The following is a 26,092-nucleotide window of genomic DNA, read 5'->3' on the forward strand; positions in this document are numbered from 1 at the left end:
AAACATTGTTGCACAGACATCGGCTATCTTAACCCTGCAATTTTCGCGATATCCCACACCGGGTACAGCGTTTCACGCGTTCCGCGTCCGAAAATTGTGTCGAATGGCACGTGATAGACACGCGCAATGCTGACCGGAACGTCGGTGGTCCCAAAGTCGCTTTCGTAAGCCGCGCGATCGCGTACCACCAGGATTCGGCCTTCGACCGGTTCACCGATCATGGTTTCCCCGTCTTGCGGGGGTTCGGATGCGGGGCGTATGAAATAGTCGCTGGCGGTGTCGGCCGGTGCCGGCATTCTGGCATGCACGTAAACCGAAAGCCCGCCGGCCATGTAACGGCTTTCAATCTCGGCCTGCGTCCAGATCGGCGGGAAGGCCTCACCAAGCAGCGCCTGCACGACGCGCATCTCGTCCAGGTCGGGGAACGGGGCGGCCTCGGTCTCGATGGCGATGCGGTGCCCCAGATCCCGTGTCTGGGTAAACGGGCGCAGAGTTTCCGGCCAGCTGATCCAGGCACTGACCGCCAGCCCGGCCAAAGCACAGGCCAGCGCCGGTGCGGGCGCGGCCTGAACCGGACGCAACCGCCAGAAAATGATCAGCGGAATGACTGCGGCGGGCGCGAAATGGTGCGGCAGAATGCGATAGGCCTGAACATAGAAGAACAGAACATAGGCGATAACGGTCAGGGTCAGGGCTTTGGACAGCTTGTCCTGCCAGCGCCACGCCAGCAGGGCCAGCCCGGGCAATATCCCGCAGGGCAGCAGCCAGAACAGGAACCGCCCGGTGTCAAAGATCGTGACAAACCGCAGGCGGCGCAGGATGCTGCCCGTGTTGAACTCGCTGGACGCACTGGTCAGTCCTGACGACCGCAGAACCATTTCAAGCAGCGATGCCAGGACCACGACGCCAAGGGCGATCATTCCTCCGGCGATCATCTGCCGGAACGGCAGGGGCCGGGTCAGCAGGAACCAGGAAATCAGGAAGAAGCCAATCAGTAGAAGGCCGTTCGGCGCGGTCAGCAACGCCAGCGTGGACACAACCGCCATCCAGCCGAATTTCCGCTCGGTAAAGAACAGAATATAGCCCAGCACCCCCAGCAGGATCATCGGTTCGCGCGTCATGGGCAGGGCGATATCGGCGAAATAGGGGTTGTAGGACGGATTGAACGCCATCACGAAGGAGAACAGCAGCAGCGCCATTCCCAGCCCCAGAACGGCCCATACATCGGTGCGCCCGTCCGGGCTGCGCACAAAGCCCAGCATGACCCCGAACAGGATCGAGACGCCCGGCAGATAGGCAAAGCGGATGGAGGCTTCGTAAGGACCAAAGAACCGCATGAACCCGGTTTGCAGGAAGGTTTCCGTCACCATCTTCGGGGTCGGATACCCGCCGATCCCGCCGGAATCCGGCGGCCAGAACGGCAGCCCGCGGGTAATGAACAGCATCGCATTCAGGAAGCTGTGGGCCCCGTCATCATTCAGTGCCTCCCAATAGAACTTGGGTGTCATCAGGATCAGCACCGCCAGCGGCAGCATGATCATCCCGGTGACATCCCATCCCCTGCCCCGAAAAATATCCAGACCGGACCGGGCCGAGACCAGGCCAATGCCGGGCAGGCAGAGCAGAACGACCAGAAAGCTGAAGGCCGCCCCCGTCATGGAAATGTTGCTGATGGCCTGCACCGCCGCGGCAGCGGCGGGCACACCAAACAGGGAAAACGTAAACCCCTTGAGCAGCCAGTGTTCGAAACGGTCCCCGGGCGCGGCAATTCCCAGTGCCAGAAGCAGACCCGGCGCAACAAATAGCGCTGACGCCGACAGGACGACCAGTGGTGTCCAGATATACAAAAACAGAGCGTCACCGGGAATGAAGTATGGCGATGGCCCGTTCGCCAGAGCAGTCTTTGCCGCCAGTACCGCCGCCGCATCCTGACCAGCCAGCACAATGCCGGTCAGTACAATCAGGACTATTGAAAGGCGCAATACCATCACGTCTTATACAAACTCATCAAAATACAGCAGGCACAAAGTGCCCTGTAAAAACCATACCGGTTTCCTGCTGAATGTAAGCCACTTCAATCAACCAATTTACGGATAACATGTAATTCTCATCTGGTTGCGAGTTTTATCTCAATTGGATCGATTGCGCGTCTGATACGACATCAATACAGCAAACCGGTTGGCATTGGCGGATATGGGGAAACAAATCGGCTGGGTTGGCCATTCGCGGCGCTCATTGATCCGGTCAGGCAGCCTACCCCGGCCTTCTGCCCCCTCCCGAAGCTGATCGCAAAACAGCGGAACGGGGCCGGGTTCCGGACGGGATCATTCATCGGCAGAAATGATGCGGCGAACAATTCCGGCTTCTGTGCCGGGCAAGATGCACATCACGTCCGCCCCGACCGGAGGTCAGAGCGCGGTGCTTTTGCGAAAACCCTTCTTCAGAGATGATTTCTTCTTGCTGTCGGCCTCGAACTCCTCGTGATAGGACCGTTCGACATTCACATCCCAGACATCGTTGTTTTCACCCATGATGTTGCGGGCGGCATACATCGCCGACAGCATCGAGTGATCCTGATTGTTGTACCGATGCAGGCCATTGCGGCCGACAGTCTGGAAGTTTTCAAGCGTCTTCAACCAGCCGCTGACCGTGTCCAGGGCATCCTTGTATTCGCTGTCATAGACCGGATAGGCCTTGGGCTGCCGGATGACCGCGCAATCGATGACGTCACCGGCCTTGGCCAGATTGAGTTTTTCAAGCTCTTCGCTGGCGAGATGTTTGAGATCCTCGTCCGCAGATGACCACAGCCCGTCGCCTTTCTGGCAGAAATATTCCATCCCGATCGAAGCGGTGTTCTGGTCGGGCAGCATTTCCTTGGACCAGGCCCGGAAATTCTGGATACGGCCAACCTTCACCTTGGGACTGTGGATATAGATCCAGTTGTCCGGGAACGGGTCGGCGTGATCCAGGATCAGAGTCACAATCAGGAAATCGCGATACCGCAGCCGGTCCGCAGCCTCGATCACTTCGGGTGGCGGCGGCGGGTCGAAGGCGTGGATCAGGTCGCGCACCGCCATCGAATTGATGAACTCTGCGCCTTCAACACGCTCGGTGTGCTTTTCACCATCTTCCGTCCAGTGGCATACATCGATCGACGTGACGCGATTGCCATCGCGGTTCACCTTGGTCACTTCGGAATGGGTTTCGACCGAACCACCCTTTTCCCGGATCAGGTCGCGGGTCTTTTCCCACATCATGCCGGGCCCCAGACGGGGATACTGGAATTCCTCGATCAGGCTGGCCGTGTCATTGGCGCCCGAAATCGCGTTCCAGACCGCCTTGGGCAGGGACAGGTTCTTGATCCGCTGCGCGGCCCAGTCAGCGCGGATTTCCGAGGGCGGGATACCCCATACCTTTTTGGTATAGCTGTGGAAGAAATGCATGTATAACCGCCCGCCAAAGCGGTTGATCACCCATTCTTCGAACGTGTCTTCCTGCGGCTTGGGGCGCAGCTTCCATTTGATGAAGCTGCCAATGATCTTGTAGGTCTCATAGGGACCGATATTGCCCAAAGCGTTGAAAATCCGCAGCGGATAATCATAGAACTTGCCGCGGTAGAAAATGCGGCTGAGGCGCTGCACGGTGATGAAATCATCCCCCATCACCTCGTGCCACATATCCTCGACTTCGCGCACCTTGGTGAAGAACCGATGCCCGCCAATATCGAAGCGGTATCCTTTATGTGTTTCGGTTCGCGAAATACCCCCCACCATATCCGAGGCCTCAAAGACCCGGGGAACATGTGTATCACTCAGTTTCTGGAGTTCGTAGGCAGCTGTCAGACCGGCTGGTCCACCTCCGATGACTACGACTGGAACAATGTCTTTTGGCAAATCACTAACATCCATACAAAAACCCTTGTCTCAGGGTACAAGAGGTTACCGTCGATTCACAACAAATTCCTAATGGGCCCCAAAAGGCAAACCCCGCCCGCCATGTCTTTCCCTCTCGGACGGGGAAAACGGGGGCATGAATAAGCAGGCGGTGGCGGTGTCCGAACCCAAAGGGCCGGAACACCGGGAGGCCTCGACCACCTCTTGTGAAACCGGATATCCGGCGTGCGGGGCGCGCAGCCCCTGCCGCCTTTCAGGTAACAGATGAGACACCCAACATATTGAATAGTAATATAGTTATTCATCCCAAAAAGTTGCTTACACGCTCTTTGAATCCGCCCTTGCCAATCCCGAAACGCACCTGCGGCGGGCATCACATATCCGACCTGTACCGCCACCCATTCGGGCCGCGGAATGTGTTGCGATTTGCCCCTGATCCCGGCGCGGAAAGGGGCGTCAACAATATCGCCCCATCCGTCATATTGTGCATGCCCAAGTGCCAGAGTGTCCGGAAATCGGATGCATCATGACTCGGAGCCTTGTGAATCTTGACATGGGCGCAGCGCTCCCGTCCTACTGCTTGCGAGTGTTTGTAGGATCAAGTCACATCGGGTCCGGGTTCGGGGCCTGAAGATTGGTGGCTGGCTTCGTTGTTAACGAGGGAGCAATTTTATGAAGTGCGTTATTCTGGCCGGCGGCTTGGGAACCCGGCTCAGCGAAGAAACCGTCAGGATCCCGAAACCCATGGTCGAGATCGGAGGCAAACCGATCATCTGGCATATCATGAAAATCTATGCCGCCCATGGCATCACCGATTTCATCGTCTGCCTTGGTTACAAGGGTTACGTCATCAAGGAATATTTCGCGAATTTCTTCCTGCACAGTTCAGATGTCACAATCGATCTGGCCAGCGGCGGGCTTGAGATTGCCAACAGCAAGTCGGAACCGTGGCGCGTGACGCTGGTCGACACCGGCGAGGACAGCCAGACCGGGGGGCGGCTGCGCCGCGTCATGCATCTGCTCAAGGATGAAGAGGCCTTTTGCATGACCTACGGGGACGGGGTCGGGAATGTCGACATCAGCTCGCTGGTCGCGTTCCACAAAAGCCACGGCAAACGCGCCACTCTGACAGCGGTCGTGCCGCCAGGGCGTTTTGGCGCGCTGGAACTGGCCAGCGACCAGATCGAACGTTTCGCCGAAAAGCCGGGCGGTGACGGTGGCTTTATCAATGGCGGGTTCTTTGTACTGCATCCTTCGGTCGGTGAACTTCTGGACAACGATGGCGCGATCTGGGAACGCGCCCCGCTTGAAACACTGGCCGCAGACGGCGATCTGATGGCGTTCCGCCATAAAGGCTTCTGGCAGCCGATGGATACGCTCCGCGACCGTCGCCAGCTTGAAGCGCGCTGGCAGGAAGGCAATGCTCCATGGAAGGTCTGGGAATGAAGCTGGGTTCCTCTCCGAAAATCATCCTGCTTGGCAATCTGGGTTATATCGGCCCGGTGGTGGCGTCGGCCTTGCGGAAATCTTATCCCAACGCCAACCTGATCGGCCTTGATCCCGGGTTTTTCTCGGACCGGCTGACCACACATGACGCGTGGCCTGAACGGGTTCTGAACCAGCAGATCATCGCGGATATCCGCGACATCGACGCATCGCTGTTCCAGGGGGCCGATGCGGTTGTCGCGCTGGCGGCGATCTCGAACGATCCGATGGGCGCACGGTTTGAAACCGTCACCACGGAAATCAATCAGGACGCCATCGTCCAGGCGGCGCATCTGGCCGCCGAGGCCGGGGTATCGCGCTTTGTGTTCGCTTCCAGCTGTTCGGTCTACGGGTTCGCCGAAGGTGATGCCCGGTCCGAGGATGCGCCCCTGAACCCGCTGACCGCCTATGCGCGCAGCAAGATCGGAACCGAGCGCGCGCTTGAGGCCATGAATACGCCGGGGATGCTGCGCACCGCATTGCGCTTTGCCACCGCCTGCGGCCCGTCGCCCCGGCTGCGGCTGGATCTGGTCCTGAACGATTTTGCCGCCTGCGCCATCACCGCAGGCAAGATCACCGTCCTGAGCGACGGCAGCCCGTGGCGCCCGCTGATCGATGTGCGCGACATGGCGCGGGCCATCGACTGGGCGATCACCCGGACCGAAGATGCCGGGGGCCAGTGGCTGGCGGTCAATGCCGGGTCGGATGTGTGGAATTACCAGATCCGCGATCTGGCCCAGGCCGTGGCCGAGGCGGTCCCCGGGGCCAGCTATTCGATCAATCCCGACGCCTCGCCCGACAGCCGTTCCTACCGGGTCGATTTTTCGCTTTATAAGCAGCTCGCGCCTGCGCATCAGCCGGTTCAGACGCTTGAAGGCACCATCCGGGATCTGCTGCAACTGCTGAATGACATCAACTTTGGCGACGCCGATTTCAGATCGTCACCGCTGATGCGGCTGAAGGCGCTTGAGGAGCATATCCGCAATGGCACGCTGAGCGAGGATCTGCGCTGGAGGATGCCGCAATGACACAACCCGTTTGCCGGAGCTGTGGTGCAGCCCTGACCCAGACGCTGGTCGATCTGGGGCTATCGCCGCTGGCCAATTCCTATGTGCCGCCCGAACGCGCGGACACGGCCTGCCCGCGGTACCCGCTTCATGCCTGGGTCTGCAACGACTGCTATCTGGTGCAGGTCGAAGACGCCGTGCCTGCGGATGAGATTTTCAACGCCGACTATGCCTATTTCTCCAGCTATTCGGACAGCTGGCTGGCCCATGCCAGGGCCTATGTCGAGAAGATGGTCGACCGGCTTGATCTGGGGCCGGATGACCTGGTGATCGAGATCGCCTCGAATGACGGGTATCTGCTGCAGTATTTCGTTGAAAAGGGCATTCCGGTTCTGGGGATCGAACCTTCGGGCAGCGTGGCGGCGGCCGCCGAAGAAAAGGGCGTGCGCACGCTGGTTGATTATTTTGGCGAAGCGCTGGCGCAAAAAGTTGCTGCAACCGAGAAACCTCCGGCGCTGATCACTTCGGCCAATGTGCTGGCGCATGTGCCTGACATCAACGATTTCGTTGCGGGCATCGCCACGCTTCTGACGGGTGATGCGGTTTATACGGTCGAGTTTCCGCACCTTCTGAACCTGATCAACGAAGTGCAGTTCGACACGATCTATCACGAACATTACTCCTATCTGTCGCTGCTGGCGGTCGAGAAGATCTTTGCCAAGGCGGGCCTGCGCGTCTTTGACGTCGAAGAACTGCCCACCCATGGCGGGTCGCTGCGGGTGTTCGCCTGTCTTGAAGGGGCCAGCCATCCCGAAGGGCCCGGTCTGGCCAAGGTCCGTGCGGATGAGGTTGCGGCACAGTTCGACCGCCCGGAAGGCTACATGAACTTCACCACTCAGGTCGAGGCGCTGCGCGACGGGCTGCTTGCCTTCCTGCGCGAGGCCAAAGCCCGGGGCGACACCATCGCCGCCTATGGCGCGGCGGCCAAGGGCAACACGCTGCTGAACTATGCCGGGATCGGCCCCGAGCTGATTTCCTACTGCGTCGACCGCAATCCGGCCAAGCAGAACACATTGCTGCCCGGCAGCCATATTCCCGTGCACGGGGTTGAGGCGCTGCGCGAAGCACCACCCAATTACGTACTGATCCTGCCGTGGAACATTCGGGACGAGGTCACGGACCAACTGGCCGACCTCAAGGCCCATGGCACCCGGTTCGCGACCGCCGTGCCGGAGGTCAGGATCAGCTGATGGCGCGGGTTCTGCTGACCGGGGCGACCGGACTGATCGGTCGCGCGACAGCTTCGACCCTGGCGGCAGCCGGGCACGAGGTGGTGACGCTGGGCCGGACAGGCTCAAGCGACATCACCTGCGATCTGCTGGACCCCGCAGCGGTCACCACGGCCCTTGAGGGCGCCCGTGCCAGCCACCTGTTGCATCTGGCCTGGCATGACGGCGCCCGCGACCGATGGACGTCTCCGGCCAATCTGGACTGGATGGCCGCCACGTTGCATCTGGTGCGCGAATTCGCCCGCACCGGCGGGCAGCGGGCGCTCTGCGCCGGCAGTTGCGCGGAATATGACTGGTCGGTGCCGGAACTGTCCGAGACAACGCCTTTGCGGCCACACACCCTGTACGGGGCGGCCAAGGCCGGGACCGGGCTGGCGCTGTGCGCGGGGCAGGACGCGCTTGGCCTTTCACTGGTCTGGGCACGTATCTTTTTCGTCTACGGGCCGGGTGAACCACCGGGACGCCTGTTCGGCGACCTGATTTCAAACCTCAGGGCGGGTCGGCCGGTGGATTGCACCGACGGCCTGCAAGAGCGGGACTTCCTGCATGTCGGTGATCTGGCGCGCGCGCTGTCACACCTGCTGGAAACCGATGTGACCGGCACGGTCAATGTCGCCAGCGGCACCGCAATCCCGGTGCGCAAGCTGATTGAAGAGGTCGCCAACCAGATGCATCACCCCGACCTGATCCGGCTGGGGGCCATCGCCCGCGCGGCAAACGACCCTGCCCGGCTGGCGGCGGATGTGACCCGGTTGCGGCATGAGGCCGGTTTTGCGCCGCAACATGACATCGCCTCGGGCGTGGCTGATATTCTCAGATCCGAAGGGGGACAGACGTGAAGAAACTGCTTGTCCCCCGAAAGAAGTCTTTCATGCGCTTCGCCATGGTCGGCGTTCTGAACACGGCGTTCGGCTATGCGCTGTTCACCGTTCTCAGCCTGTCCGGCCTGCCCCCGCAGATCGCGCTGATCATCTCGTTCTCCGGCGGGGTTCTGTGGAATTTCATGACCCATGCCCGGCTTGTGTTCGACACCAGGGGCATGGGACGGTTGCCTTATTACATCCTGTCCTACCTGGTGGTGTACGCCTTCAACGCCCTGTCGCTGGAGGGTCTGCTGTCCATGGGATTGCAACCGATCGTTGCGCAGGGGCTGATCGTTCTGCCCGCCGCCATTCTGGCCTTCATCCTGATTTCCCGGGTGCTGACAGACCGTTTCCCCTGGCAGCCGGAGGTTTGAAAATGCGTGAAAACAATACCCCGGCACCTCTGCCATCAAAGAGCAACCCGACCGTGGAGTCTGAAAATTTGACATAGACACTGTCCCGCAAGGATAATTTACAGATGCGTCTTTATCTCGCCGATCTCGGCCACAACCTCGTTACCGCAACGTCGGACACCTATCCGCTGGGTGTCGGCAATCTTGCGACCTTTGCCAAAGCCTATGCGAAAAGCCCGACCCCGATCGAGGTCGCGATCTTTCGTGACCCTGAGGAGCTCAAGGTCGCGATCGACACGGCCACCCCGGACGTGGTCGGCTTTTCCAGTTACTCCTGGAACCACCATCTGGCCCTGTCCTTCGCCGACTATGTGAAAGCGGTCGATCCCGGCATCCTGACCCTGATGGGCGGACCCAACTTTCCGCTGACCGAGGAAGAGCAGGAAAGCTGGATCCGGACCATGCCGCAGATCGACATGCATGTGCGCGGCCCGACCTATGAAGGCGAGCGCGCTTTCCTGAGCACGCTGCAACGTTTCATCGATGTCGGCGGCCGCCGCGAAGGCATGTGGGAAGAAGCGGTCGACGGCGCGCTTTACGTACATCCCAAAACCGGAGAGATCCTGCGCGGCGGCGAACCGCCCCGCATCCGCGATCTGGACGAAATCCCCTCGCCCTATCTTGCCGGGCTGATGGACAAGTTCTTTGACACCGGCCTGTTTGCGCTGATGCAACTGGCGCGGGGCTGCCCGTTCACCTGCGCGTTCTGCAATTCGGCGGTCAAATCGAACTCGAAAGTGTTCCGTCATTCGTTCGAGCGGACCAAGGCCGATCTGGACTACATCGTGGCCCGCATCAACCATGCCAGCCCGCTTTGTTTTGCCGACGACAATTTCGGCATGTACCTGCAGGATGAAGAGGTGGCCGATTATCTGGGCCATCTGATGGAGAAATACGACTGGCCCAAATACATCCGCACGACCACGGGCAAGAACCGGGGTGACCGGATCATCAAGGTGATGCGCAAGGCCAAGGGCCGCTTGCCGATGACCTCGTCGGTGCAATCCCTGAATCCGGAGGTTCTGAAGAACATCAAGCGCGACAACATCAGCCTGGATACCTATACCGAGGTGCAGCAGGAACTGCACGCCAACGGTATGCAATCCTATGGCGAACTGATCCTGTGCATGCCGGGCGAGACCCGGGAATCCTTTATGGACGCGGTGGATCAGCTGATCGAAACCGGTGTCAGCCGGGTGGCCGCGCATCAGCTGATGCTGCTGCATGGCGCACCGCTGGCCAACCCGGACAGCCGCGAGAAATTCGGTTTCAAAACGCTGCATCGCGTGGTTGCCCGGTGCCTGGGCCAGTATACCGGCCCGACGGTCGTCGAAACCGAGGAGATGGTGGTTCAGTCCGAAAACTTCTCGTTCCAGGACTATCTGGACACCCGCGTTTTCCATCTGCTGCTGACGATCTTCTACTACGAGGACAATTTCGAAGAAGCGTTCCGGCTGGCGCGGTCCCGCGGCATCCGGCCCTTCCTGATCGTCAAGCACATGCAGGACATTCTCGATCAGGCCCCGGAACCGTTCCGGGATGCGGTGGCCGGCTATCTGGAAGAGAACCAGCAGGAACTGTTCGAGACCCGCGCCGATTGCGTTGCCTGGGCGCAGGAAAACTACGAGGGTCTGATCAGCGGTGAACTTGGGGGCAATCTGCTCAGCAAGTACTCGATGATTGGCCGGTTCATCGTGCTGGACGAAGCGCTTGCCTTCCTGAAACGGTCCATCAGCGATCTTCTGAACAAGGACGACCACGAAGCGCACGCGATGCTCGACACGATCATCAATTACTACAGCGCCGTGATGCTGCACGTGCCGTTTTCCGAAACCCTGGAACACGAACCCGTCTGGAGTTCGTCCTTCGATGTCGAAGCCTGGCGGAGTTCGGGCTACGAAGGCGTACTGCAGGATTATCAGTTCGACGCGCCGCGCGAGTTCCAGACACAGGTCGATCCGCGTGTGAAAACGACCCTGTTGTCCCGGATCGAAACCTTTGGCGAACATGCCTCGGGGTTGGGGCGGTTTACGCGGACGATGTTTGCCAATGACTTCAGGCGCAACTTCGTGAATGCCGAAAACCAGCACGCCGCCGAATAGGCCCCGGACAGAACGCTGAACGCGCTACTCGGCATCCGCCAGATAGACGACCTCGCGCCCCGGGAAGGCCGCGATCACGGCTGCGTTCTGATCGGCCCCCAGATCGCGCAGGAAGATCGGCTTGTCCTGCGGCAGGAACGGATCGTTCAGATACAGTGCTGACCCGATATCACCTTTGGTCGAGACGAAGACCAGAGCGTTACCCAGTTCTGAGGCCTGTGCCAGCCGTCTGATGTCACCGGTAAACCCGCCATATCCGTCATATTTCGAAACGCCGCGCCACGAGGTGAAGCTGACAACCGAGACCGCGCAAAGCAGCAGAACGACACAGTGCAGGCGACCGCGATACCGGTCCGGCAGTCGGTCGTTCACCGCCTCGATCCCGGCGGCGGACAGCACCAGAACCGGCAGCAATGCCGTATGCCAGTAGCGCGGCCCCAGATAGAACGTGCCGGTAAACCAATAGAAGAACAGCACACCCACAAGGGCCACAAAGATCACCAGCATGGCCCGGTCGAACCCGGTCAGGTGCTTGCGCCAGATGAACACGATCCAGATCGGCACCAGCGATCCGAAGGTCCAGCCCAGCAGTTCGAGGTTGAGCGAGGCAATCCCGTTGACCAGGTTCAGCAGGCCCTCGGCCGGGCTGTGGCCAACCCAGATATCCAGCGCGCCCCAGCTTTTGGCGGGTGGCCCCACATTGGGTCCGAAACCGAACGCGTTTTGCGTGTCGGGCCAGAGACGGCTGAGGTAGTCGGATTGCGGGGTCAGCAGCGCATTACCGGTGATCCCGTAATTGAGCAGCAAAAAGACGGAGCCCGACAGGACACCGCCCACGGCGCAGGCCAGCACCTGACCGATCCCTGAAGGCAGGCGGCGCAGCAGCCACAGGCCCGTCAGCCCGCCCACGATCAGCCCGTCCAGCGGCCGGGTCACAAAACCCCATCCCAGCGCAAGCCCGGCAATGAACGCCAGCAGGATCGCCCCGCGCGCCGAAGCCTCTCTGGCGCGGATCAGGCACCACCAGGCCAGCAGCACCACGACCAGCATCACGGAATGCGTCATCAGCGTGGCCCCGATGGCCAGCACCCAGGGCGAGGTCGCCATCAGCAGCGCGACCAGATCCGCGCGTTCCCGGCTGACGGCACGGCGGACAATATCATGGGCCAGCCAGACCGATATTCCGGTCAGGATCGGATTGATCACCCAGGGTGCTCCGATCAGAACACCCAGGCTCAGAACAATGGCCCAGCCCTGCGCCGGAACGCTGATCCATTTGCCCTCATGCGCTTCGAGAAGATAATACTCCAGCGCCGGTTGCGCCGCTTCGGGCGGGGCCGGAGCCCAGAGCGTACCCGCCGCAAAGGTCCGCGCCTGAAAAAGATAGGCCAGTTCATCCTCGACATGGGGCACACGGTCGAACGCCGTCCAAGCAAGGATTGCGCTGGCCACCGCAGCAAAGACCGCCAGAGCGGCAACCGGGATACGCGGCATGTGATCGGGACCCGCCACGGCGAACATGGCGACCAGCGTGGCCATCTGAACAAGGGACAGCGCACCGCCGACACCGACCTGCAGCCCGAAGGCCACGTGATAGCCATAGGCCACATAAGGTGTTGCGGACAGGCAGAAGACACCGACCAGAACCATCAGAACAAACAGGCGAAAAATCCCCGCCCCGGCAACAAGACCCCTGATAGCCTCGCGGCCGGCAGGGCGCATCAGAACAGCGCCCGTCAGCACCGCCTGCGCGGCCAGTATCATCAGCATGATCAGGTTCTCAGGCGGGTCGGCGGAAATCTCAAGCCGCGGAAACCAAAGCGGCTGGGTCAGCCACAACCGGGCGGAACTGCCCAGAAGAACCAGTGCGGCCAGCGCCCCGAACAGGGGCAGCCCGCGCAACCAGAAGACCCCGATCAGAACCACCGCAGCCGCCGCCATGACCGTAAACCACAGGCGCAACTCGGCCAGCGTGGCATTGGTAACAGGCGCGTCCATGGCCCAGGCGGGACCTGCGCAAATGCAGAACACAAGCGCAAGGCAACGCCATTGCCACCGGTTTGTCTGCGCGATCATGCCAGATGCTCTTCTTTGGCCAGGGCCGGATCCCGTGCGGGACCTTCGATATTGATACGTTCCTGTTCCGTAACGATGGGACCGCCGCGCACCTGATTATGGATCGAGGTGATGTATTCCCCCAGCATCCCGATGAACAGCATCTGGATACCCGACAGGAAGAACAGGGATACGATGATGGTCGTTGTCCCGCGCGGCGCCTGATCGGGATTGACGAAAAACAGCACCACAGAGATGAGCGAGAACAGGATACAGGCAATCGCGATCACCAGCCCGCTGATCGTGCAGAACCGCATCGGGGCCCGCGTGAAGGAGAAGATCGCATTCAGCGCCTGATCGACCAGCGCCATCAGGCTGTGTTTCGACAGCCCCTTTGCACGGGCTTTCCAGACATAAGGCTTGATGATCCGACGGAAACCGCAGCTTGCGATGATGCCGCGGATGTAGGGATAGTGATCCCTATGCGCCAGCACCGCCTTCAGAACTTTGCGGTCGATCAGTTGGAACTCTCCGACCGACGGCTCGAGCCAGACATCCGACAGACCGTTGACGATCCGGTAGAAAAGCCCACGCGCATTGCGCATCACGAACCCTTCCTCGCGGGTGCTGCGGGCACCGGCCACTACGTCATAGCCGCTTTCCCACAGTTCGACGAATTCCGGGATCAGCTCGGGCGGGTCCTGCAGATCGACCGGCAGCATGACGACGATCCCGTCACCGGTCGCATAGCGCAGCCCGTTGAAGGTTGACCGGAACACCCCGAAATTGCGGGCATTGACCACCACCTTCACATCCTGATCCTTTGCGGCGATCTCGCGCAGGATGTCCACGGTCCGGTCAGAGGAGGCATTGTCGATGAAAATATGCTCGCGCCTGTAGCCCGGCAGTTCCGTGTCGAAAATCGCCTTTACGGTTTCATAACAATTCGCCACGTTGTCTTCTTCGTTGAAGCATGGCGAAACAATGGAAATTGTCTTCATAGCTTTATTTAACATCAAACAGCACCGCTTACCCCACCAATACCCGGGTATAATCATAACATCCCGCGAAGTTCGGGATTCGCACAACACCTAACCTGCAGGAATATCGTGAAATAATGTATGCGAACTGCCACATAGAGGGCTAAATCCCTCCTTGTCCGGCAACTATTCCGCCCTGCTATTGTTTCTTGTGCATTTACTCCGTTTAGTATGCCCGGGCATTGTAAACCGACAGTTGTTCAGATGAATCGTAAAATCCGTAATTCGCTCTTCAAATTTCACACCTGGCTGGGCCTGCATCTGTCGCTTTTCTTCACGTTCATGTTTCTGACCGGCTCGCTGCTTGTCGTCGGATTCGAGCTTGAATCGATCGCCCGTCCGGCAATCTGGACCACCGCCCCACAGGAAGAACGCACCGCCAGTTTCGGCATGATCTACGATGGCGTCAAAGAGGCCCACCCCGAAAGCGATGTCGTCACGGTGCTCAAGCATCAGGCCCCGTGGTTTGCGCATCGCGCCTTTAGCCGCACGGGCTGGGGCGAAAGCATAAGTGTCTGGACAGACCCCGCGACCGGGGCCGTTGTCGCGGAAACGCGGGCCCTGGGTTTTCGCAGTATCCTGCGCGATCTGCACGACACGTTCCTGACCCAGCAGAAGGTGGTTTTCATGCTGGTTTGCGCCACCTCGGTCCTGCTGCTGTTTCAGATCGTCAGCGGTCTCATTACATACCGGCGCTTCTGGAAAGGGTTTTTCCGATGGCCCAGCAGGTCGGGTGGTTTCCGGGCCTGGGCCGGCAGCACGCACCGGCTGACAGCGCTCTGGTCGGCGCCGATGCTGGTCCTGGTCGCCGTCAGCAGTTTCTATTTCCTGCTGGGTACCCTGGGGTTTGAAGGCTCAGCGCCGAAACCGCAACCGCCGACCCCCCGCGATACGGCCCTGCCCGCCAATTTCAATTCGGCCCTCATCGATCAGGCCGAGGAACGTGCCCGCGCCGCCCTGCCCGGGTTCGAGCCGATCAACATGTTCCTGCCCGGCAAGAAGACCGATGGCCTCGTGTTTGCCGGGTATGTGGAGGGATCTTCGAAACTTTTCGGAACAACCAGCGTGTCGATCGACCCTGTGACGCTTGACGTCCTGAGCACCTCGGCCCCGGGCGAAGCCGGAGTGTTCGCCTATTGGCGGCCCTTGATGAACATGCTTCATTTCGGCACCTGGGGCGGCGCGTTTTCAATGGCCTTGTGGGTCATACTCGGGCTGATCGCCACCGGCCTTGCCTATACCGGTGCCCTGATTTTTGCCGCCCGGCTGGCCCCCCAAGCGGCACATCATGGCCCGTTCCGGCGCATCTGGCGTGGCTTGGGATGGACCCGGTGGGGCTATCTACTGCTGCTGGCGGGCATTCTGTTCACCGCCTTCTACCGCTATGGCCCCGACACCTATGACAAGACCAGAGCCTATCCGGTCGATGCCCCCGTCTCGGTCGCCCGGCTGATCATGCGGGCACCGCTCAGACGCGATACGCCCCTCGATATCGAATTGCGCATCGGCGAGCCGGATGTCAGTGCCGCTGTGGTAGTAATCAACAAAGGCGAGGCACAGCCGGTCGATCTTGCGCCAAGCGGCAAAAGGATCAGCGGCCATTTCCGGATGACCCCCTCGGAGGTGGAAAACAACATTGTCGCCCGGTTGCAAAAACCGGATGGAACCGAAAAGACCGTCACTTTCCGGCTGGGGCAGCCGCTGTGGTAGGGGCGGCTTTCCGCCCCTCCTCACTTGTCGGAACAGATACCTGACCGGGCTTTCTATCCTTCCGCCTCACGGATATCGGATTCCCGATTCACATCGTCGCCCGGCCGCAGCATCGATACCAACAGGTGCAGCCTGTTGCGCTGAAACAGGAAGGCCAGAAGGCAATAGACCGCAATCCCGGTCAGGGTTCCGACCAGCAGGATCAGGACTCCGGAGACGTCCCCCAGCTTCCAGACCACCCCCTGCACCGAAATCGCCATTCCCGCCGACAGCAGGAGCGGTGCCAGGTGCTGTTGCATCAGAAGCGGGGCGGGCAATCCGGCGATCTGTCCCAGATTGGCGAACTTGAACGGCCAGACCAACAGAAAGACCAGAACGAAACCTGCGGTCACCACCGTCAGGCCATAAGACGCGGTTGCCGCGATCACGATTGCGGCCAGCACGACCTCGACCCAGGACAGAACCGCCAGACGCCCGGCCTGCCCCGCGGCCAGGCAATAGGTCTGCTGTACCTTTTCGACGCACAGGTACATGCCGAACACCGACATCAGGCTCAGAACCGGGGCCGCCGGGGCCCATTTCTGGCCGAACAACAACACCAGCGCGGGCTCTGACAGAACCGCGAGCCCGGCAAAGGCCGGGAAGGCCACAAACCCGGTCAGACGCATGACATCCAGCAGCAGATCGGCAGCCCGACCGCCCCCCCGCGCCACTGCTCCGAATGCAGGCTGCGCGACGGTACGCAGCGGAGTGATCATGAGGAACGAGGCAATCTCGATCACCCGCCAGGCAATCGCGTAATACCCCGCCTGCACCGGCCCCAGCATCGCGCCGATGATCACCGCGGGCGACTGCACCGCAGCCAGTTCCGCCGCGCGCAGTCCCAGGATCCGATGACTGAAATGCAGGATGGCGCGCATGTGATCCCGTGACACGTCAAAGGCCGGCCGCCACGACACCGCGCCCCAGGCCATCACGATATTGGTGGCCGTCATCGCCAGCCGCTGGCCGACCAGGCTCCAGACCCCATATCCCGCCAGTGCCATGCCAATGCCCACGACCCCGCCGACCGCCGCCCCCAGCGCCGCACGGATGGCCAGAACCCGAAACCGCATTTCGCGGCGCAGGATCGCCACCGGCACCGCCGTCAGCGAGATCATCAGTATTGTCGGGGACAATCCGATCAACAATCTTCCCGCAACCGGTTCATTGTAGAAATTCGAGACCGGCACCGCGCCCAGATAAAGCACAATTGTCAGAACTGCCCCCAACAGCGCCAACAGCCAGAAAACCGAATTCAGCCGCTCGGGTGACAGGGCATCATGGGTCAGCAGAATGTCCGAGATCGTCTCGCGCACCAGGAATTCGGAAAACAGCACAAACGCCGCAACCATCGCCAGCAAGCCAAAGGCCTCGACCCCTAATATGCGGGCAAGAATGGCAAAAATGATGAAGTTGAACGCCTGCTCGACCCAGATACCGGCCGACATCCAGGCAACTCCGCTGCTGAAACTCTGCCGCCCTGACATCAGTTTCCTTCCCATCGCCCGAAACCGGCCGCCTGCCGGGGGGATATCTGTCTCAGTACATTCACACCTGCTGCACGCAGTAAGAATAAATACAAAACCTGACGCTGAAACGATCGAATGTGGTCAAATTTTTTGTCTATGTTCAGCTCATCTGTGTTTGAATACTATAGATGACAGAGGGAATTAGGCTCGTAGCGCTCCGGATGCCACACATATCATGCGGATGGGAACGGGCAGAATATATTAAGTACGTAAAGGGTTTCCATTTTCATGAACAAGGTTGCCGAGCAGATCACCCCGGACAACGCTACAACCGGTGCGCCGGACACATCGGGCATGAGCCTGAGCGTGGTCATCCCCGCCTATAACGAGGAAAACGCCGTCCGCCATACCGTCGAGGATGTGCGGGCGCATCTCGAACCGCTGGGTATTCCTTATGAGATCATCGTGGTCGATGATGCCAGCCAGGACAACACCCGCGCCGAGGCCAAGGCCAGCGGTGCCACCGTCACCTATAACGACGTCAATTCCGGCTATGGCGCCAGCCTCAAGCGCGGTGTGCGGATGGCGCAGCATGAATATGTGGCCATTCTCGATGCCGACAGCACTTACCCCGCGCGGTATCTGCCAGGCATGCTGGCCATGTGCCGCGATCAGGATATGGTCGTGGGCGACCGGGGGGCTGCGATGAAGAACGTGCCGCTGTTGCGCAGACCGGCCAAGAAATTCCTGTTCGCCTTTGCCTCGTTCCTGGCCGAGCGCAAGATCAACGACCTCAACTCGGGCCTGCGCGTTTTCCGCAAATCCGAGCTGATCCCGTTCCTGCCGCTGCTGCCGCAGAATTTTTCCTTCACCACCACCATCACGCTGTGCATGACATCGAACGGCAAGCGGATGATCTATACGCCGATCGAATATGGCAAACGGGTGGGTAAATCGAAGATCCGGCCGATCGACTTTCTGAACTTCATCATCCTGATCCTGCGCATCAGCACGCTGTTCAACCCGCTGCGCGTTTTCATCCCGCTGGGACTGGCGTTCTTTGTTCTGGGCGTGGTGAAGCTTCTGATCGACATCACGTACTGGAACCTCAGCGAAACGGCGGTGTTCTCGTTCCTGGCGGCGATCATGATCTGGTCGCTGGGGCTGATCGCCGACATGATCTCGCGGCTGCATCTCAGACCGTGAGGTGAGCGGCAGAATGCGTTTCGATTCAACCCGACAGCGCTGGCTGACCCGGATCGCCGGATCGGCTCTTGGTCTGACAATGTCCGGAATGCGGTTTGGCGTTCCGAAAAATTCCCAAAAGGAAAAGTGCAAGTGACGGATGTTTCCCGACCCGAAGGGGGCGACAAGCCTCATATCATCATTCTGGGTGCCGGACCTGCCGGTCTGGCCGCAGCCCATGCCCTGACTGGCCAGGCCCGCATCACGGTGATCGAACGCGCCGCCATCGCGGGCGGCAACTCCGCCTCGTTCCCGATCGAAGGCGTGATCTGCGATTATGGCTCGCACCGGTTTCACCCGGCTGCAGAGCCCGAGGTTCTGGCCGATGTGAAAACACTGCTGGGCGATGATCTGCTGCTGCGCCCCCGACACGGGCGTATCCGGCTGGGCGGCAAATGGATTCACTTCCCGCTGAAACTGACCGATGCGCTGATGCGTCTGCCCAAACCCTTTGCCGCATCGCTGATCGGGGACATGGTACTGAAGCCGTTTCGCAAGAAAAGCACGGGGCCCGAGACATTCTCGACCGTGCTTTACGACGGGCTGGGGCCGACGATTTCGGACAATTTCTATTTTCCCTACGTGCGCAAGCTCTGGGGGCTGGACCCCGAGAAACTGGCAGTGACACTGGCCGAACGGCGGGTCGGCAGCGGTTCGGTCGGCAAGATCCTGATGAAGATGCTGCGCCTGCTGCCGGGGCTGCGCAGTGAAACTGCGGGGCGGTTCTTTTACCCGCGCAAGGGGTTCGGACAAATCTCGGGCGCGATGCTGGAAAGCGCGCGCGCAAATGGCGCCACCTTCCTGTTCAACACCGAAATCACCGCCATCGACCGGGACGGCAACCGCATCACCGGCCTGACGATCCGCGACGAAGATGGCGAGCGGCACCTGACCGGCGATCTGATCCTGTCGACCATTCCGCTGACCGGGCTGACGCGCCTGATCGACGCCCCTCCGGCGGAAGTGGTCGAGGCTGCCCGCGCGATCCGCTTCAGGGGCATGATCCTGCTGTATCTGGTGCTGGAAACCGACCAGTTCACCGAGTTCGACGCGCATTATTTCCCGGAACTCTCGATCCCGATCAGCCGAATGTCGGAACCCAAGAACTACAACGCCAGTGGCGAGCCGAAAGGCGTTACCGTGCTGTGTGCCGAACTGCCCTGCGACCCGGATGAAAAATGGTGGTCCATGTCCGACGAAGAGCTGGGGCAGGAGTTCACCAAATGGCTGGGCCAGCTGGGCTTGCCCGTCACGGTACCGGTGCGCCGCTGCGAAACCCGGCGGCTGAGCCATGCCTATCCGGTTTACGATGTGGGTTACGAGGCGCGGTTCGATACGGTTGATCAGTGGCTCTCGGATCTGGACGGACTGCTCGTATTTGGAAGGCAGGGATTGTTTGCCCACGACAATACGCACCACGCCTTTGCCATGGCCTATGGCGCGGCGGATTGCATCGACGGCAAAGGCAGTGTCGATCGCGCGAAATGGAACCGGTATCGCGAGCTCTTTGCCACCCATGTGGTGGAAGACTGACCCATGTCCGCCTGGCAGGCCGATATCCTGATGTACCATTCGATCTCGGATGCGCCGGGGCCCACCTCGATCGCGCCCGACATCTTTGCCGCGCAGATGCAGGCGCTGGCCGCATCGGGCCTGCCGGTGGTGACGCCGGATGCGCTGGCCAACCCGCCTGCCCCCCGCGTGGTCATCATCAGCTTCGATGACGGGTTTGAAGATTTCGCCGATACCGCATGGCCGATCCTGCGCGATCACGGCTTCTGTCCGATCGTCTATCTGCCATCGGGCCTGATGGGCGGCACCGACAGCTGGGCCGGAGGCAACATCCCCGCCCGCCCCCTGATGGGCTGGGACCGGGTTGAAGCCCTGGCCGGTGAAGGCGTCCGTTTTGGCGCGCACAGCATCAACCACCCCAATCTTGCAGCGCTGGATCCGGAAACGCTGGAAGAAGAGATCTCGGGATCGGGACAGGATATCGCCGCCCGGCTGGACCAGCCCATCCGGCATTTCGCGCCGCCTTACGGTGCGACAAGCACAAGCGTGCGCCGGCAAATCGCGCTGCATTACGACACGTCGGTCGGCACAAGGCTGGGCGTTGCCGGGCCGAAGGATGACATCCACGACCTGCCCCGGCTCGAGATGTTTTATTTCACCGACATTGCCCGCTGGCGGGCGCATCTTGACGGGCGCGGCGGGCCGTATCTTGCAGCGCGCAAACTGATGCGGGGCGTGCGCGCGGCAATACGCGGGAACCCGTGGTGAACAGGTCTTTTTCCACCTGCGGCTATGGCCGGATGCGCAGGGCGGGATGTACGATCCGGCATATCGGTTCTCAACAAGTGACAGGTACGAACATATGCATATTCTGATTACCGGAGGCGCCGGGTTCATCGGCTCTCACCTGACGGAACGGCTGATCGGGGATGGTCATGCCGTCACTGTTCTTGATGACCTGTCGACCGGGCTGATGTCCAACCTTGGTGCCGTCGCCGATCACCCGGATTTTACCTTTGTCGAAGGCAGCATCCTTGACCGTCAGCTGGTGGCCGATCTGGTTGGCCCGGCGGATATCGTTTTCCATCTGGCGGCGGCTGTCGGGGTCAAGCTGATCATGGACGAACCCAGCCGGTCGATCCTGACCAATGTTGCAGGCACCGAGAACGTGCTGGATGCCGCGCTGGTGGACAAGACGCATACCTTCATCGCCTCCAGCTCCGAGGTCTACGGCAAAAGCACGAACTTCCCGTTTCAGGAAGAGGGTGATCTGACCATCGGTGCCACCCGCAACCTGCGCTGGTCCTATGCCTGCGCCAAGACACTGGACGAGTTTCTGGCGCTGGCCCATGCGCGTGAATCCGGCCTTCCGGTCACGATCCTGCGGTTCTTCAACACCACCGGCCCGCGGCAGACGGGGCGCTATGGCATGGTGCTGCCGAACTTCGTGAAATCCGCGCTGGAAGGCGCGCCGCTGATGGTGCACGGCACCGGCGAGCAGTCACGCTGTTTCGGCCATGTGGCCGATGTGGTCGAGGCCATGTGCCGGCTGATGACGCTTCCCGAAGCGCGCGACGATGTTTTCAATGTCGGCACCGATCAGGAAGTCACGATCCGCGCTCTGGCCGAACAGGTCATCCGGACAACCGGGTCTGCTTCGGAAATCCAGTGCGTGCCTTACGACACGGTCTACCCCGAAGGGTTCGAGGACATGCAGCGCCGCCTGCCCGATGTCTCGAAACTGCAGCGGGTCACCGGGTTCCGTCCGATGCGGACGCTGCAGCAGATCATCGATGACATTGTCGCCGAAATGAAGCATCCGGTTTCAGCATGAGCGGTCAGGTCCTGTCCCGTGACTGACCTGGTCATCGGCTCGGGGCCGTCGGGCGTGTCCGTGGCCATGGCCCTGCTGAGCCGGGGCCGTCAGGTTCTGATGCTGGACGGGGGCCGCCGGCTGGACGCCCCCGCCCGGGAACGGCGCGACAGGCTGGCCGCCAAAGACCCGGATACCTGGACCGCTGCCGATGTACAGAGCTGGCAGGCGCCGCAATTCGACACCCCGCCCGGACAGGTGCGCCGGTTCGGATCGGATTTCGCCATGGTTCCGGGGGCAGAGACGCTGGTGTCGCCCGAGCGGATCGGGTTGCGCGCCTCGCACGCCACAGGCGGGCTGTCCAACCTCTGGGGGTCGGCGGTTTTGCCCAACCGCGCCGAAGATATCGCAGACTGGCCGATCGGAATGGATGACCTGTCACCGCATTACCGCTCGGTCGCGGAATTCCTTCCCATAAGTGGTCGGGTGGACGCATTGCAAACCCTGTTCCCCGCCCTTTCCATGCAGGAACGCGCGCCCCTGCCCCCGTCGCCCCAGGCCGAGCGGCTGCTGGCGCATCTGGATCGGCGCAAAACCCGGTTGACGGAACTGGGTGCCCATGCCGGAGCTGCGCGGCTGGCTGTCGGGACCGGCTGCCGGTATTGCGGCCAGTGCCTGCATGGCTGCCCCTGGAGGCTGATCTATGCATCCGGCCAAACGCTCGACACTCTGCGCCACCACTCGGCCTTTCAATACCGCACCGGCCTTGTCCGCCGCTTCGATGAACACCCCGATCAGGTCACGGTCACGCTGGACGATGGCGAAACCCTGCAAGCCGACCGCATCTTTGTCGCCGCCGGGGTTCTTGAAACGGCACGGCTGATGCTGGCGTCGTCTCCGGACCCGGCAGCGCGGCTGCAACTGCAGGACAGCCAGCATTTCTTTCTGCCCAGCCTGCACCGCTGGCGCGCGCCGCGTCGTCCGGACCGAAGGCCCTATCACACTCTGCCGCAGATCTTTATTGAACTTGATGACCACGAAATCTCGCCCCATCTGGTCCATGCGCAGGTCTACACCTGGAACGAGTTCTACGCCCATGATCTGATCAGCACTTATGGCTCTAAACTGCCCGGATCGGCCCCTTTGTGGCGGCGGCTGGCGCAACGGCTGGTCGTGGCACAAGCGTTTCTGCACTCGGCCCATTCCGCCCGGATCGACCTGACACTGGCCGCAGACGGACGGCTGGCCCCGACCGTGCAGGGCAATGACGAAACCGAAAAAGTCATGGAACGGGCAACATCCCGGCTGGCCCAAACCCTGAAGCTGGCGGGGCTTGTCCCGCTTGGCTTCGCCCGGCGTCCGGGTGATGTGGGATCAAGCTTTCATGTTGGCGGCTCGGTCCCGATGGCCAAGGCGCCCGTGTCCGGACAATCCGACATCCTTGGGCGGCCGCACGGGTTGTCACGGGTGCATCTGGTCGATGCCTCAAGCCTGCCCAGCATCCCGGCCACAACCATCACCTTCTCGGTCATGGCCAACGCCCATCGCATCGGGACACTGGCCCCCTGAGATCATAACCCGGTCAATCCAGTTCCCGCACCAGACGGATCACATGCCCATGGCCTCGGTTATAATAATGCGGGCCGACACGAAACGCGGAACGGTTCTGCCATGCCGGTGCAGACGGACCGCCTGCGCGAATTGTCCGGAACTCGCACTCTTCGTCCTCGACAAAAGCGGAACCGTCGATCTTTACGGGGTCATGGTAATCTTCGAAACAGTCCTCGACCCATTCGAACCCATTGCCGTGCATGTCATATAATCCAAACCCGTTGGGCGGGTGAAGGCCAACGGGCCCCGGCCCGCGTTCGGTCCATATGGACGAGCAGTTGACACAAGCGGCGTTGTTCTTCCCGATATCGTTTCCCCATGGAAACCGGGTGACTGTGCCCGCCCGGGCGGCATATTCCCATTCCGCATCCGTTGGCAGGCGATAGGTCTGGCCGGTTCTGGCGCTCAGATATGCGGCATAGGCCTTTGCATCGCTCCAGTCGACGATAGTCATGGGTTGATCGGGCCGATAATCCACCCCCAGGTCGGGAGAGTAGGGTTCGCGCCCGGTGATCGTCTGCCAGTCCGGGTCCGCCTGGGCCTGCTGCCACTGTCCATAGGTGATTTCATAGCGCGAAAACGCCAGAGGGCGCGGGATACGGGCAAGGCGTCGCGGACCTTCCCTGTTGGCATGCTTCAACTGGCGCCGAAGCGGCGGGTAATCAAAAAGATGCACAAACCGCCCGTCCTCAAAAATCGGAGAGCCTAGCAGGAAATAGCCCCGGGGAATCTCGACCATGTCCGGGCAGTCGGCACAGTCGCGGAAAACACGCCCCGGTCCGACCGTCTCATCCCCGGGCTGGCGCAGCGGAAAAAACTGGGCGGCTGCAAAAAGGGCTGCGCTTTGGATCCCCGACAGATCCGGCTCGGGCAGTTCCTCGTGCTCTTCGGTTTTCCGTAAGGTGGTATTGAGATCGCGCACCGCCGTATTGGCGATCACGACCGCCGCAACAACGACGACCGCAAGCAGTGCAATCAGCAGAACCCCGAACAGCATTGTCCCAAACAACCGCAGCGTCCATCGGACGATACGTCCAAGCCAGGACCCGCCATCCCGTGTGTTCGAAGCGTTATTGAGCTGCATAAAAATCCCCCCTTACGGCCCGGCAACTTTGTAATTGTCCGACTATCCGGTTCCGGTTTCAAAGGCCCCCGCCTCCAGCGCACGGGCCAGCGCCTGATTTCCATTCTCATGCGCCGCGCGTGCCAGCGCTGCACCATAGGCTTCAAGCACCGGGGCTTCATGCCAGATGTCCACGAAAGCCTTGCGTGCAGCGGCGGCCTGCGCCGCGCGGCGATCCGGCTGATGCTGCAACGCGCGCATGGCGGCGATCAGATCGTCCCGGGTTTCGAAAAGCGATCCGCCCCCCGCCCGTTCGACGATCTCGGGGAACGGCCCCAGGCGGCGGGCGATCACCGGCGTTCCCAACCGGAAGCTTTCGATCAGGATGATGCCAAAGGTTTCATAGCAAACCGACGGCACGATCAGCCCGATAGCACCGCGGTAATAGGCGTTGAGCTCCTCAGGCGTCTTTCGGCCCAGGAATTTGATCCGGTCATTGCCCGCAGCCTGTTTTTTCAGCTCATCCGCGTAGTCGCCATCGCCCAATATCAGAAGGTCGGCATCCGGGTAGCGGTCGAAGGCCGGGAACACGTCCTGCAGCCCTTTGATCTTTTCCAGCCGTCCGACAAACAGGAAATAGGGACGCTCATGCGTGGCCGGTTCCGGCAGCGCGTCCTGGTCGAGATCGGGCAGGAAATAGGGCAGCACCTGCATGTCCTGACGCAATCCGAATTCGCGATGCTTGGTCTGGCTGAATTCGCTTTTGGCGATGATCAGATCCATATGATCCAGCGCCCGGTCCAGCGCGCCGGTATACCGCCACAGCTGCGGCGGGCGTTTGTAATTCAGCACACAGCGCAGGCACTGGCGATCCTCGCACAGCTCGCGCCCGTGCCGCCACAGAACATGGGTGGGACAGACCAGCCAATGTTCATGCGCCTCATAGATCTTCAGCCCCTCGCCCATCGACAGCAGGCCGGGTCCGCCGATCAGCGAGGTGTTGTTGTGCCAGATGATATCCGGCTGTCGCTCGGCCAGTATCTCGCGGATACGGGCGGCATGGACCACCGGGCGGCCCAATTGTTGGGTCAGCAGGTTCGACATCATCCCATTGCGGCTGCGCAACCCGATCCGCCGCACCCCGTCAGGCGGCCCTTCGGGCTGGGGCTTGCCGCCCAGGATCAGATAGCTGTCTTCGTCATGCACCACCGTCACATCGTGCCCCCGCGCCACCAGCGCCCGGGCCATGCGCTGAATACCTACGGCGTCGCCACCGAAGGAAAAGGGCGGGTAAAATGTGGTGAACATCAGAATGCGCAACGACTGCATGCGAATTGTACCGGATTACCAATAACTTTCCGGTATGAAACACGATCCCCGTAACAAGCAAAAGCCCCAAGCCGCACGGACCCCCGGTTCACCACCGGTGTTGCGGACATGCTGCAAAAAAATATGGGCTGCGGCAAGGGTCGACCATGAC

19 protein-coding genes are annotated in these 26,092 nt (G+C 60.9%); 12 read left to right on the plus strand and 7 right to left on the minus strand.

From position 1 onward, the window contains the following. Positions 1–23: 23 nt before the first annotated feature. Both ACR1XU_RS20965 and ACR1XU_RS20970 read right to left on the minus strand, forming a co-directional pair. Positions 24–1,988: a hypothetical protein gene (locus ACR1XU_RS20965; RefSeq protein ID WP_480915671.1), complete on the minus strand. Its 1,965-nt coding sequence runs from the start codon at positions 1,986–1,988 to the stop codon at positions 24–26. Positions 1,989–2,408: 420 nt separating this feature from the next. Continuing rightward, positions 2,409–3,908 (minus strand): NAD(P)/FAD-dependent oxidoreductase, encoded by a 1,500-nt coding sequence (locus ACR1XU_RS20970; RefSeq protein WP_170617048.1) that lies wholly within the window; start codon positions 3,906–3,908, stop codon positions 2,409–2,411. Positions 3,909–4,565: 657 nt separating this feature from the next. On the opposite strand from ACR1XU_RS20970, the gene rfbF reads away from it, so the two are divergent. The 6 genes from rfbF (at position 4,566) to ACR1XU_RS21000 (ending at position 11,052) form a co-directional block, all read left to right on the plus strand. Further along, positions 4,566–5,339, plus strand: coding sequence for a glucose-1-phosphate cytidylyltransferase (gene rfbF / locus ACR1XU_RS20975; protein WP_170617050.1), 774 nt, complete (start codon positions 4,566–4,568; stop codon positions 5,337–5,339). Continuing rightward, entirely contained in the window at positions 5,321–6,406 is a 1,086-nt protein-coding gene (locus ACR1XU_RS20980; protein WP_480536750.1) for an NAD-dependent epimerase/dehydratase family protein, read from the plus strand. Before rfbF ends, ACR1XU_RS20980 begins: the two co-directional genes overlap by 19 nt. Continuing rightward, complete coding sequence (locus ACR1XU_RS20985) at positions 6,403–7,635, plus strand: methyltransferase domain-containing protein (protein WP_480915672.1); 1,233 nt, start codon at positions 6,403–6,405, stop codon at positions 7,633–7,635. The genes ACR1XU_RS20980 and ACR1XU_RS20985 overlap by 4 nt, the downstream gene beginning before the upstream one ends. Next, positions 7,635–8,513, plus strand: coding sequence for an NAD-dependent epimerase/dehydratase family protein (locus tag ACR1XU_RS20990; RefSeq protein ID WP_480915673.1), 879 nt, complete (start codon positions 7,635–7,637; stop codon positions 8,511–8,513). The genes ACR1XU_RS20985 and ACR1XU_RS20990 overlap by 1 nt, the downstream gene beginning before the upstream one ends. Then, positions 8,510–8,911 carry a GtrA family protein gene (locus ACR1XU_RS20995; protein WP_170617056.1) on the plus strand — a complete coding sequence of 134 codons (402 nt, stop codon included), beginning with the start codon at positions 8,510–8,512 and terminating at the stop codon, positions 8,909–8,911. Before ACR1XU_RS20990 ends, ACR1XU_RS20995 begins: the two co-directional genes overlap by 4 nt. A gap of 104 nt (positions 8,912–9,015) precedes the next feature. Further along, positions 9,016–11,052 carry a B12-binding domain-containing radical SAM protein gene (locus ACR1XU_RS21000; protein WP_480915674.1) on the plus strand — a complete coding sequence of 679 codons (2,037 nt, stop codon included), beginning with the start codon at positions 9,016–9,018 and terminating at the stop codon, positions 11,050–11,052. Between the two features lie 24 nt (positions 11,053–11,076). Here ACR1XU_RS21000 and ACR1XU_RS21005 read toward each other — a convergent pair whose 3' ends face one another. Together ACR1XU_RS21005 and ACR1XU_RS21010 are read right to left on the minus strand one after the other, a co-directional pair. After that, positions 11,077–13,128 (minus strand): glycosyltransferase family 39 protein, encoded by a 2,052-nt coding sequence (locus ACR1XU_RS21005; RefSeq protein WP_480915675.1) that lies wholly within the window; start codon positions 13,126–13,128, stop codon positions 11,077–11,079. Next, on the minus strand, positions 13,125–14,123 hold the full coding sequence (locus tag ACR1XU_RS21010) for a glycosyltransferase (RefSeq protein WP_480536754.1): 999 nt from the start codon (positions 14,121–14,123) through the stop codon (positions 13,125–13,127). Before ACR1XU_RS21010 ends, ACR1XU_RS21005 begins: the two co-directional genes overlap by 4 nt. 228 nt (positions 14,124–14,351) lie before the next feature. Between ACR1XU_RS21010 and ACR1XU_RS21015 the strand changes: the two genes are divergently transcribed. After that, complete coding sequence (locus ACR1XU_RS21015; protein ID WP_480915676.1) at positions 14,352–15,857, plus strand: PepSY-associated TM helix domain-containing protein; 1,506 nt, start codon at positions 14,352–14,354, stop codon at positions 15,855–15,857. Positions 15,858–15,910: 53 nt separating this feature from the next. On the opposite strand, the gene ACR1XU_RS21020 is transcribed toward ACR1XU_RS21015, so the two are convergent. Continuing rightward, positions 15,911–17,386, minus strand: coding sequence for a lipopolysaccharide biosynthesis protein (locus tag ACR1XU_RS21020; RefSeq protein ID WP_480915677.1), 1,476 nt, complete (start codon positions 17,384–17,386; stop codon positions 15,911–15,913). A gap of 270 nt (positions 17,387–17,656) precedes the next feature. Between ACR1XU_RS21020 and ACR1XU_RS21025 the strand changes: the two genes are divergently transcribed. The 5 genes from ACR1XU_RS21025 (at position 17,657) to ACR1XU_RS21045 (ending at position 23,507) form a co-directional block, all read left to right on the plus strand. Further along, positions 17,657–18,574 (plus strand): glycosyltransferase family 2 protein, encoded by a 918-nt coding sequence (locus ACR1XU_RS21025; protein WP_170616935.1) that lies wholly within the window; start codon positions 17,657–17,659, stop codon positions 18,572–18,574. A 132-nt stretch (positions 18,575–18,706) separates the two neighbouring features. After that, positions 18,707–20,146 carry a protoporphyrinogen/coproporphyrinogen oxidase gene (locus ACR1XU_RS21030; protein WP_480915678.1) on the plus strand — a complete coding sequence of 480 codons (1,440 nt, stop codon included), beginning with the start codon at positions 18,707–18,709 and terminating at the stop codon, positions 20,144–20,146. A gap of 3 nt (positions 20,147–20,149) precedes the next feature. After that, entirely contained in the window at positions 20,150–20,893 is a 744-nt protein-coding gene (locus tag ACR1XU_RS21035; protein WP_170808184.1) for a polysaccharide deacetylase family protein, read from the plus strand. A 94-nt stretch (positions 20,894–20,987) separates the two neighbouring features. Next, entirely contained in the window at positions 20,988–21,959 is a 972-nt protein-coding gene (locus tag ACR1XU_RS21040) for an NAD-dependent epimerase/dehydratase family protein (protein WP_480915679.1), read from the plus strand. 18 nt (positions 21,960–21,977) lie between these two features. After that, complete coding sequence (locus tag ACR1XU_RS21045; protein WP_480915680.1) at positions 21,978–23,507, plus strand: GMC oxidoreductase; 1,530 nt, start codon at positions 21,978–21,980, stop codon at positions 23,505–23,507. A 13-nt stretch (positions 23,508–23,520) separates the two neighbouring features. Here ACR1XU_RS21045 and ACR1XU_RS21050 read toward each other — a convergent pair whose 3' ends face one another. Continuing rightward, positions 23,521–24,633: a formylglycine-generating enzyme family protein gene (locus tag ACR1XU_RS21050; protein WP_480915681.1), complete on the minus strand. Its 1,113-nt coding sequence runs from the start codon at positions 24,631–24,633 to the stop codon at positions 23,521–23,523. Between the two features lie 42 nt (positions 24,634–24,675). Then, on the minus strand, positions 24,676–25,941 hold the full coding sequence (locus tag ACR1XU_RS21055) for a glycosyltransferase (protein ID WP_170808180.1): 1,266 nt from the start codon (positions 25,939–25,941) through the stop codon (positions 24,676–24,678). Between the last annotated feature and the right edge of the window lie 151 nt (positions 25,942–26,092).

The sequence above is a fragment of the Ruegeria sp. D1(2025) genome, assembly GCF_056536425.1.

What these genes read in the sequence shown, in the direction of transcription:
- ACR1XU_RS21015 (WP_480915676.1), top strand. Translation starts at nt 14,352, where the DNA reads ATGAATCGTAAAATCCGTAATTCGCTCTTCAAATTTCACACCTGGCTG.
- ACR1XU_RS21040 (WP_480915679.1), top strand. Translation starts at nt 20,988, where the DNA reads ATGCATATTCTGATTACCGGAGGCGCCGGGTTCATCGGCTCTCACCTG.
- ACR1XU_RS20970 (WP_170617048.1), bottom strand. Translation starts at nt 3,908, where the DNA reads ATGGATGTTAGTGATTTGCCAAAAGACATTGTTCCAGTCGTAGTCATC.
- ACR1XU_RS21035 (WP_170808184.1), top strand. Translation starts at nt 20,150, where the DNA reads ATGTCCGCCTGGCAGGCCGATATCCTGATGTACCATTCGATCTCGGAT.
- ACR1XU_RS20965 (WP_480915671.1), bottom strand. Translation starts at nt 1,988, where the DNA reads ATGGTATTGCGCCTTTCAATAGTCCTGATTGTACTGACCGGCATTGTG.
- ACR1XU_RS21000 (WP_480915674.1), top strand. Translation starts at nt 9,016, where the DNA reads ATGCGTCTTTATCTCGCCGATCTCGGCCACAACCTCGTTACCGCAACG.
- ACR1XU_RS20980 (WP_480536750.1), top strand. Translation starts at nt 5,321, where the DNA reads ATGGAAGGTCTGGGAATGAAGCTGGGTTCCTCTCCGAAAATCATCCTG.
- ACR1XU_RS21020 (WP_480915677.1), bottom strand. Translation starts at nt 17,386, where the DNA reads ATGTCAGGGCGGCAGAGTTTCAGCAGCGGAGTTGCCTGGATGTCGGCC.
- ACR1XU_RS21005 (WP_480915675.1), bottom strand. Translation starts at nt 13,128, where the DNA reads ATGATCGCGCAGACAAACCGGTGGCAATGGCGTTGCCTTGCGCTTGTG.
- ACR1XU_RS21050 (WP_480915681.1), bottom strand. Translation starts at nt 24,633, where the DNA reads ATGCAGCTCAATAACGCTTCGAACACACGGGATGGCGGGTCCTGGCTT.
- ACR1XU_RS21025 (WP_170616935.1), top strand. Translation starts at nt 17,657, where the DNA reads ATGAACAAGGTTGCCGAGCAGATCACCCCGGACAACGCTACAACCGGT.
- ACR1XU_RS20990 (WP_480915673.1), top strand. Translation starts at nt 7,635, where the DNA reads ATGGCGCGGGTTCTGCTGACCGGGGCGACCGGACTGATCGGTCGCGCG.
- rfbF (WP_170617050.1), top strand. Translation starts at nt 4,566, where the DNA reads ATGAAGTGCGTTATTCTGGCCGGCGGCTTGGGAACCCGGCTCAGCGAA.
- ACR1XU_RS20985 (WP_480915672.1), top strand. Translation starts at nt 6,403, where the DNA reads ATGACACAACCCGTTTGCCGGAGCTGTGGTGCAGCCCTGACCCAGACG.
- ACR1XU_RS21010 (WP_480536754.1), bottom strand. Translation starts at nt 14,123, where the DNA reads ATGTTAAATAAAGCTATGAAGACAATTTCCATTGTTTCGCCATGCTTC.
- ACR1XU_RS21055 (WP_170808180.1), bottom strand. Translation starts at nt 25,941, where the DNA reads ATGCAGTCGTTGCGCATTCTGATGTTCACCACATTTTACCCGCCCTTT.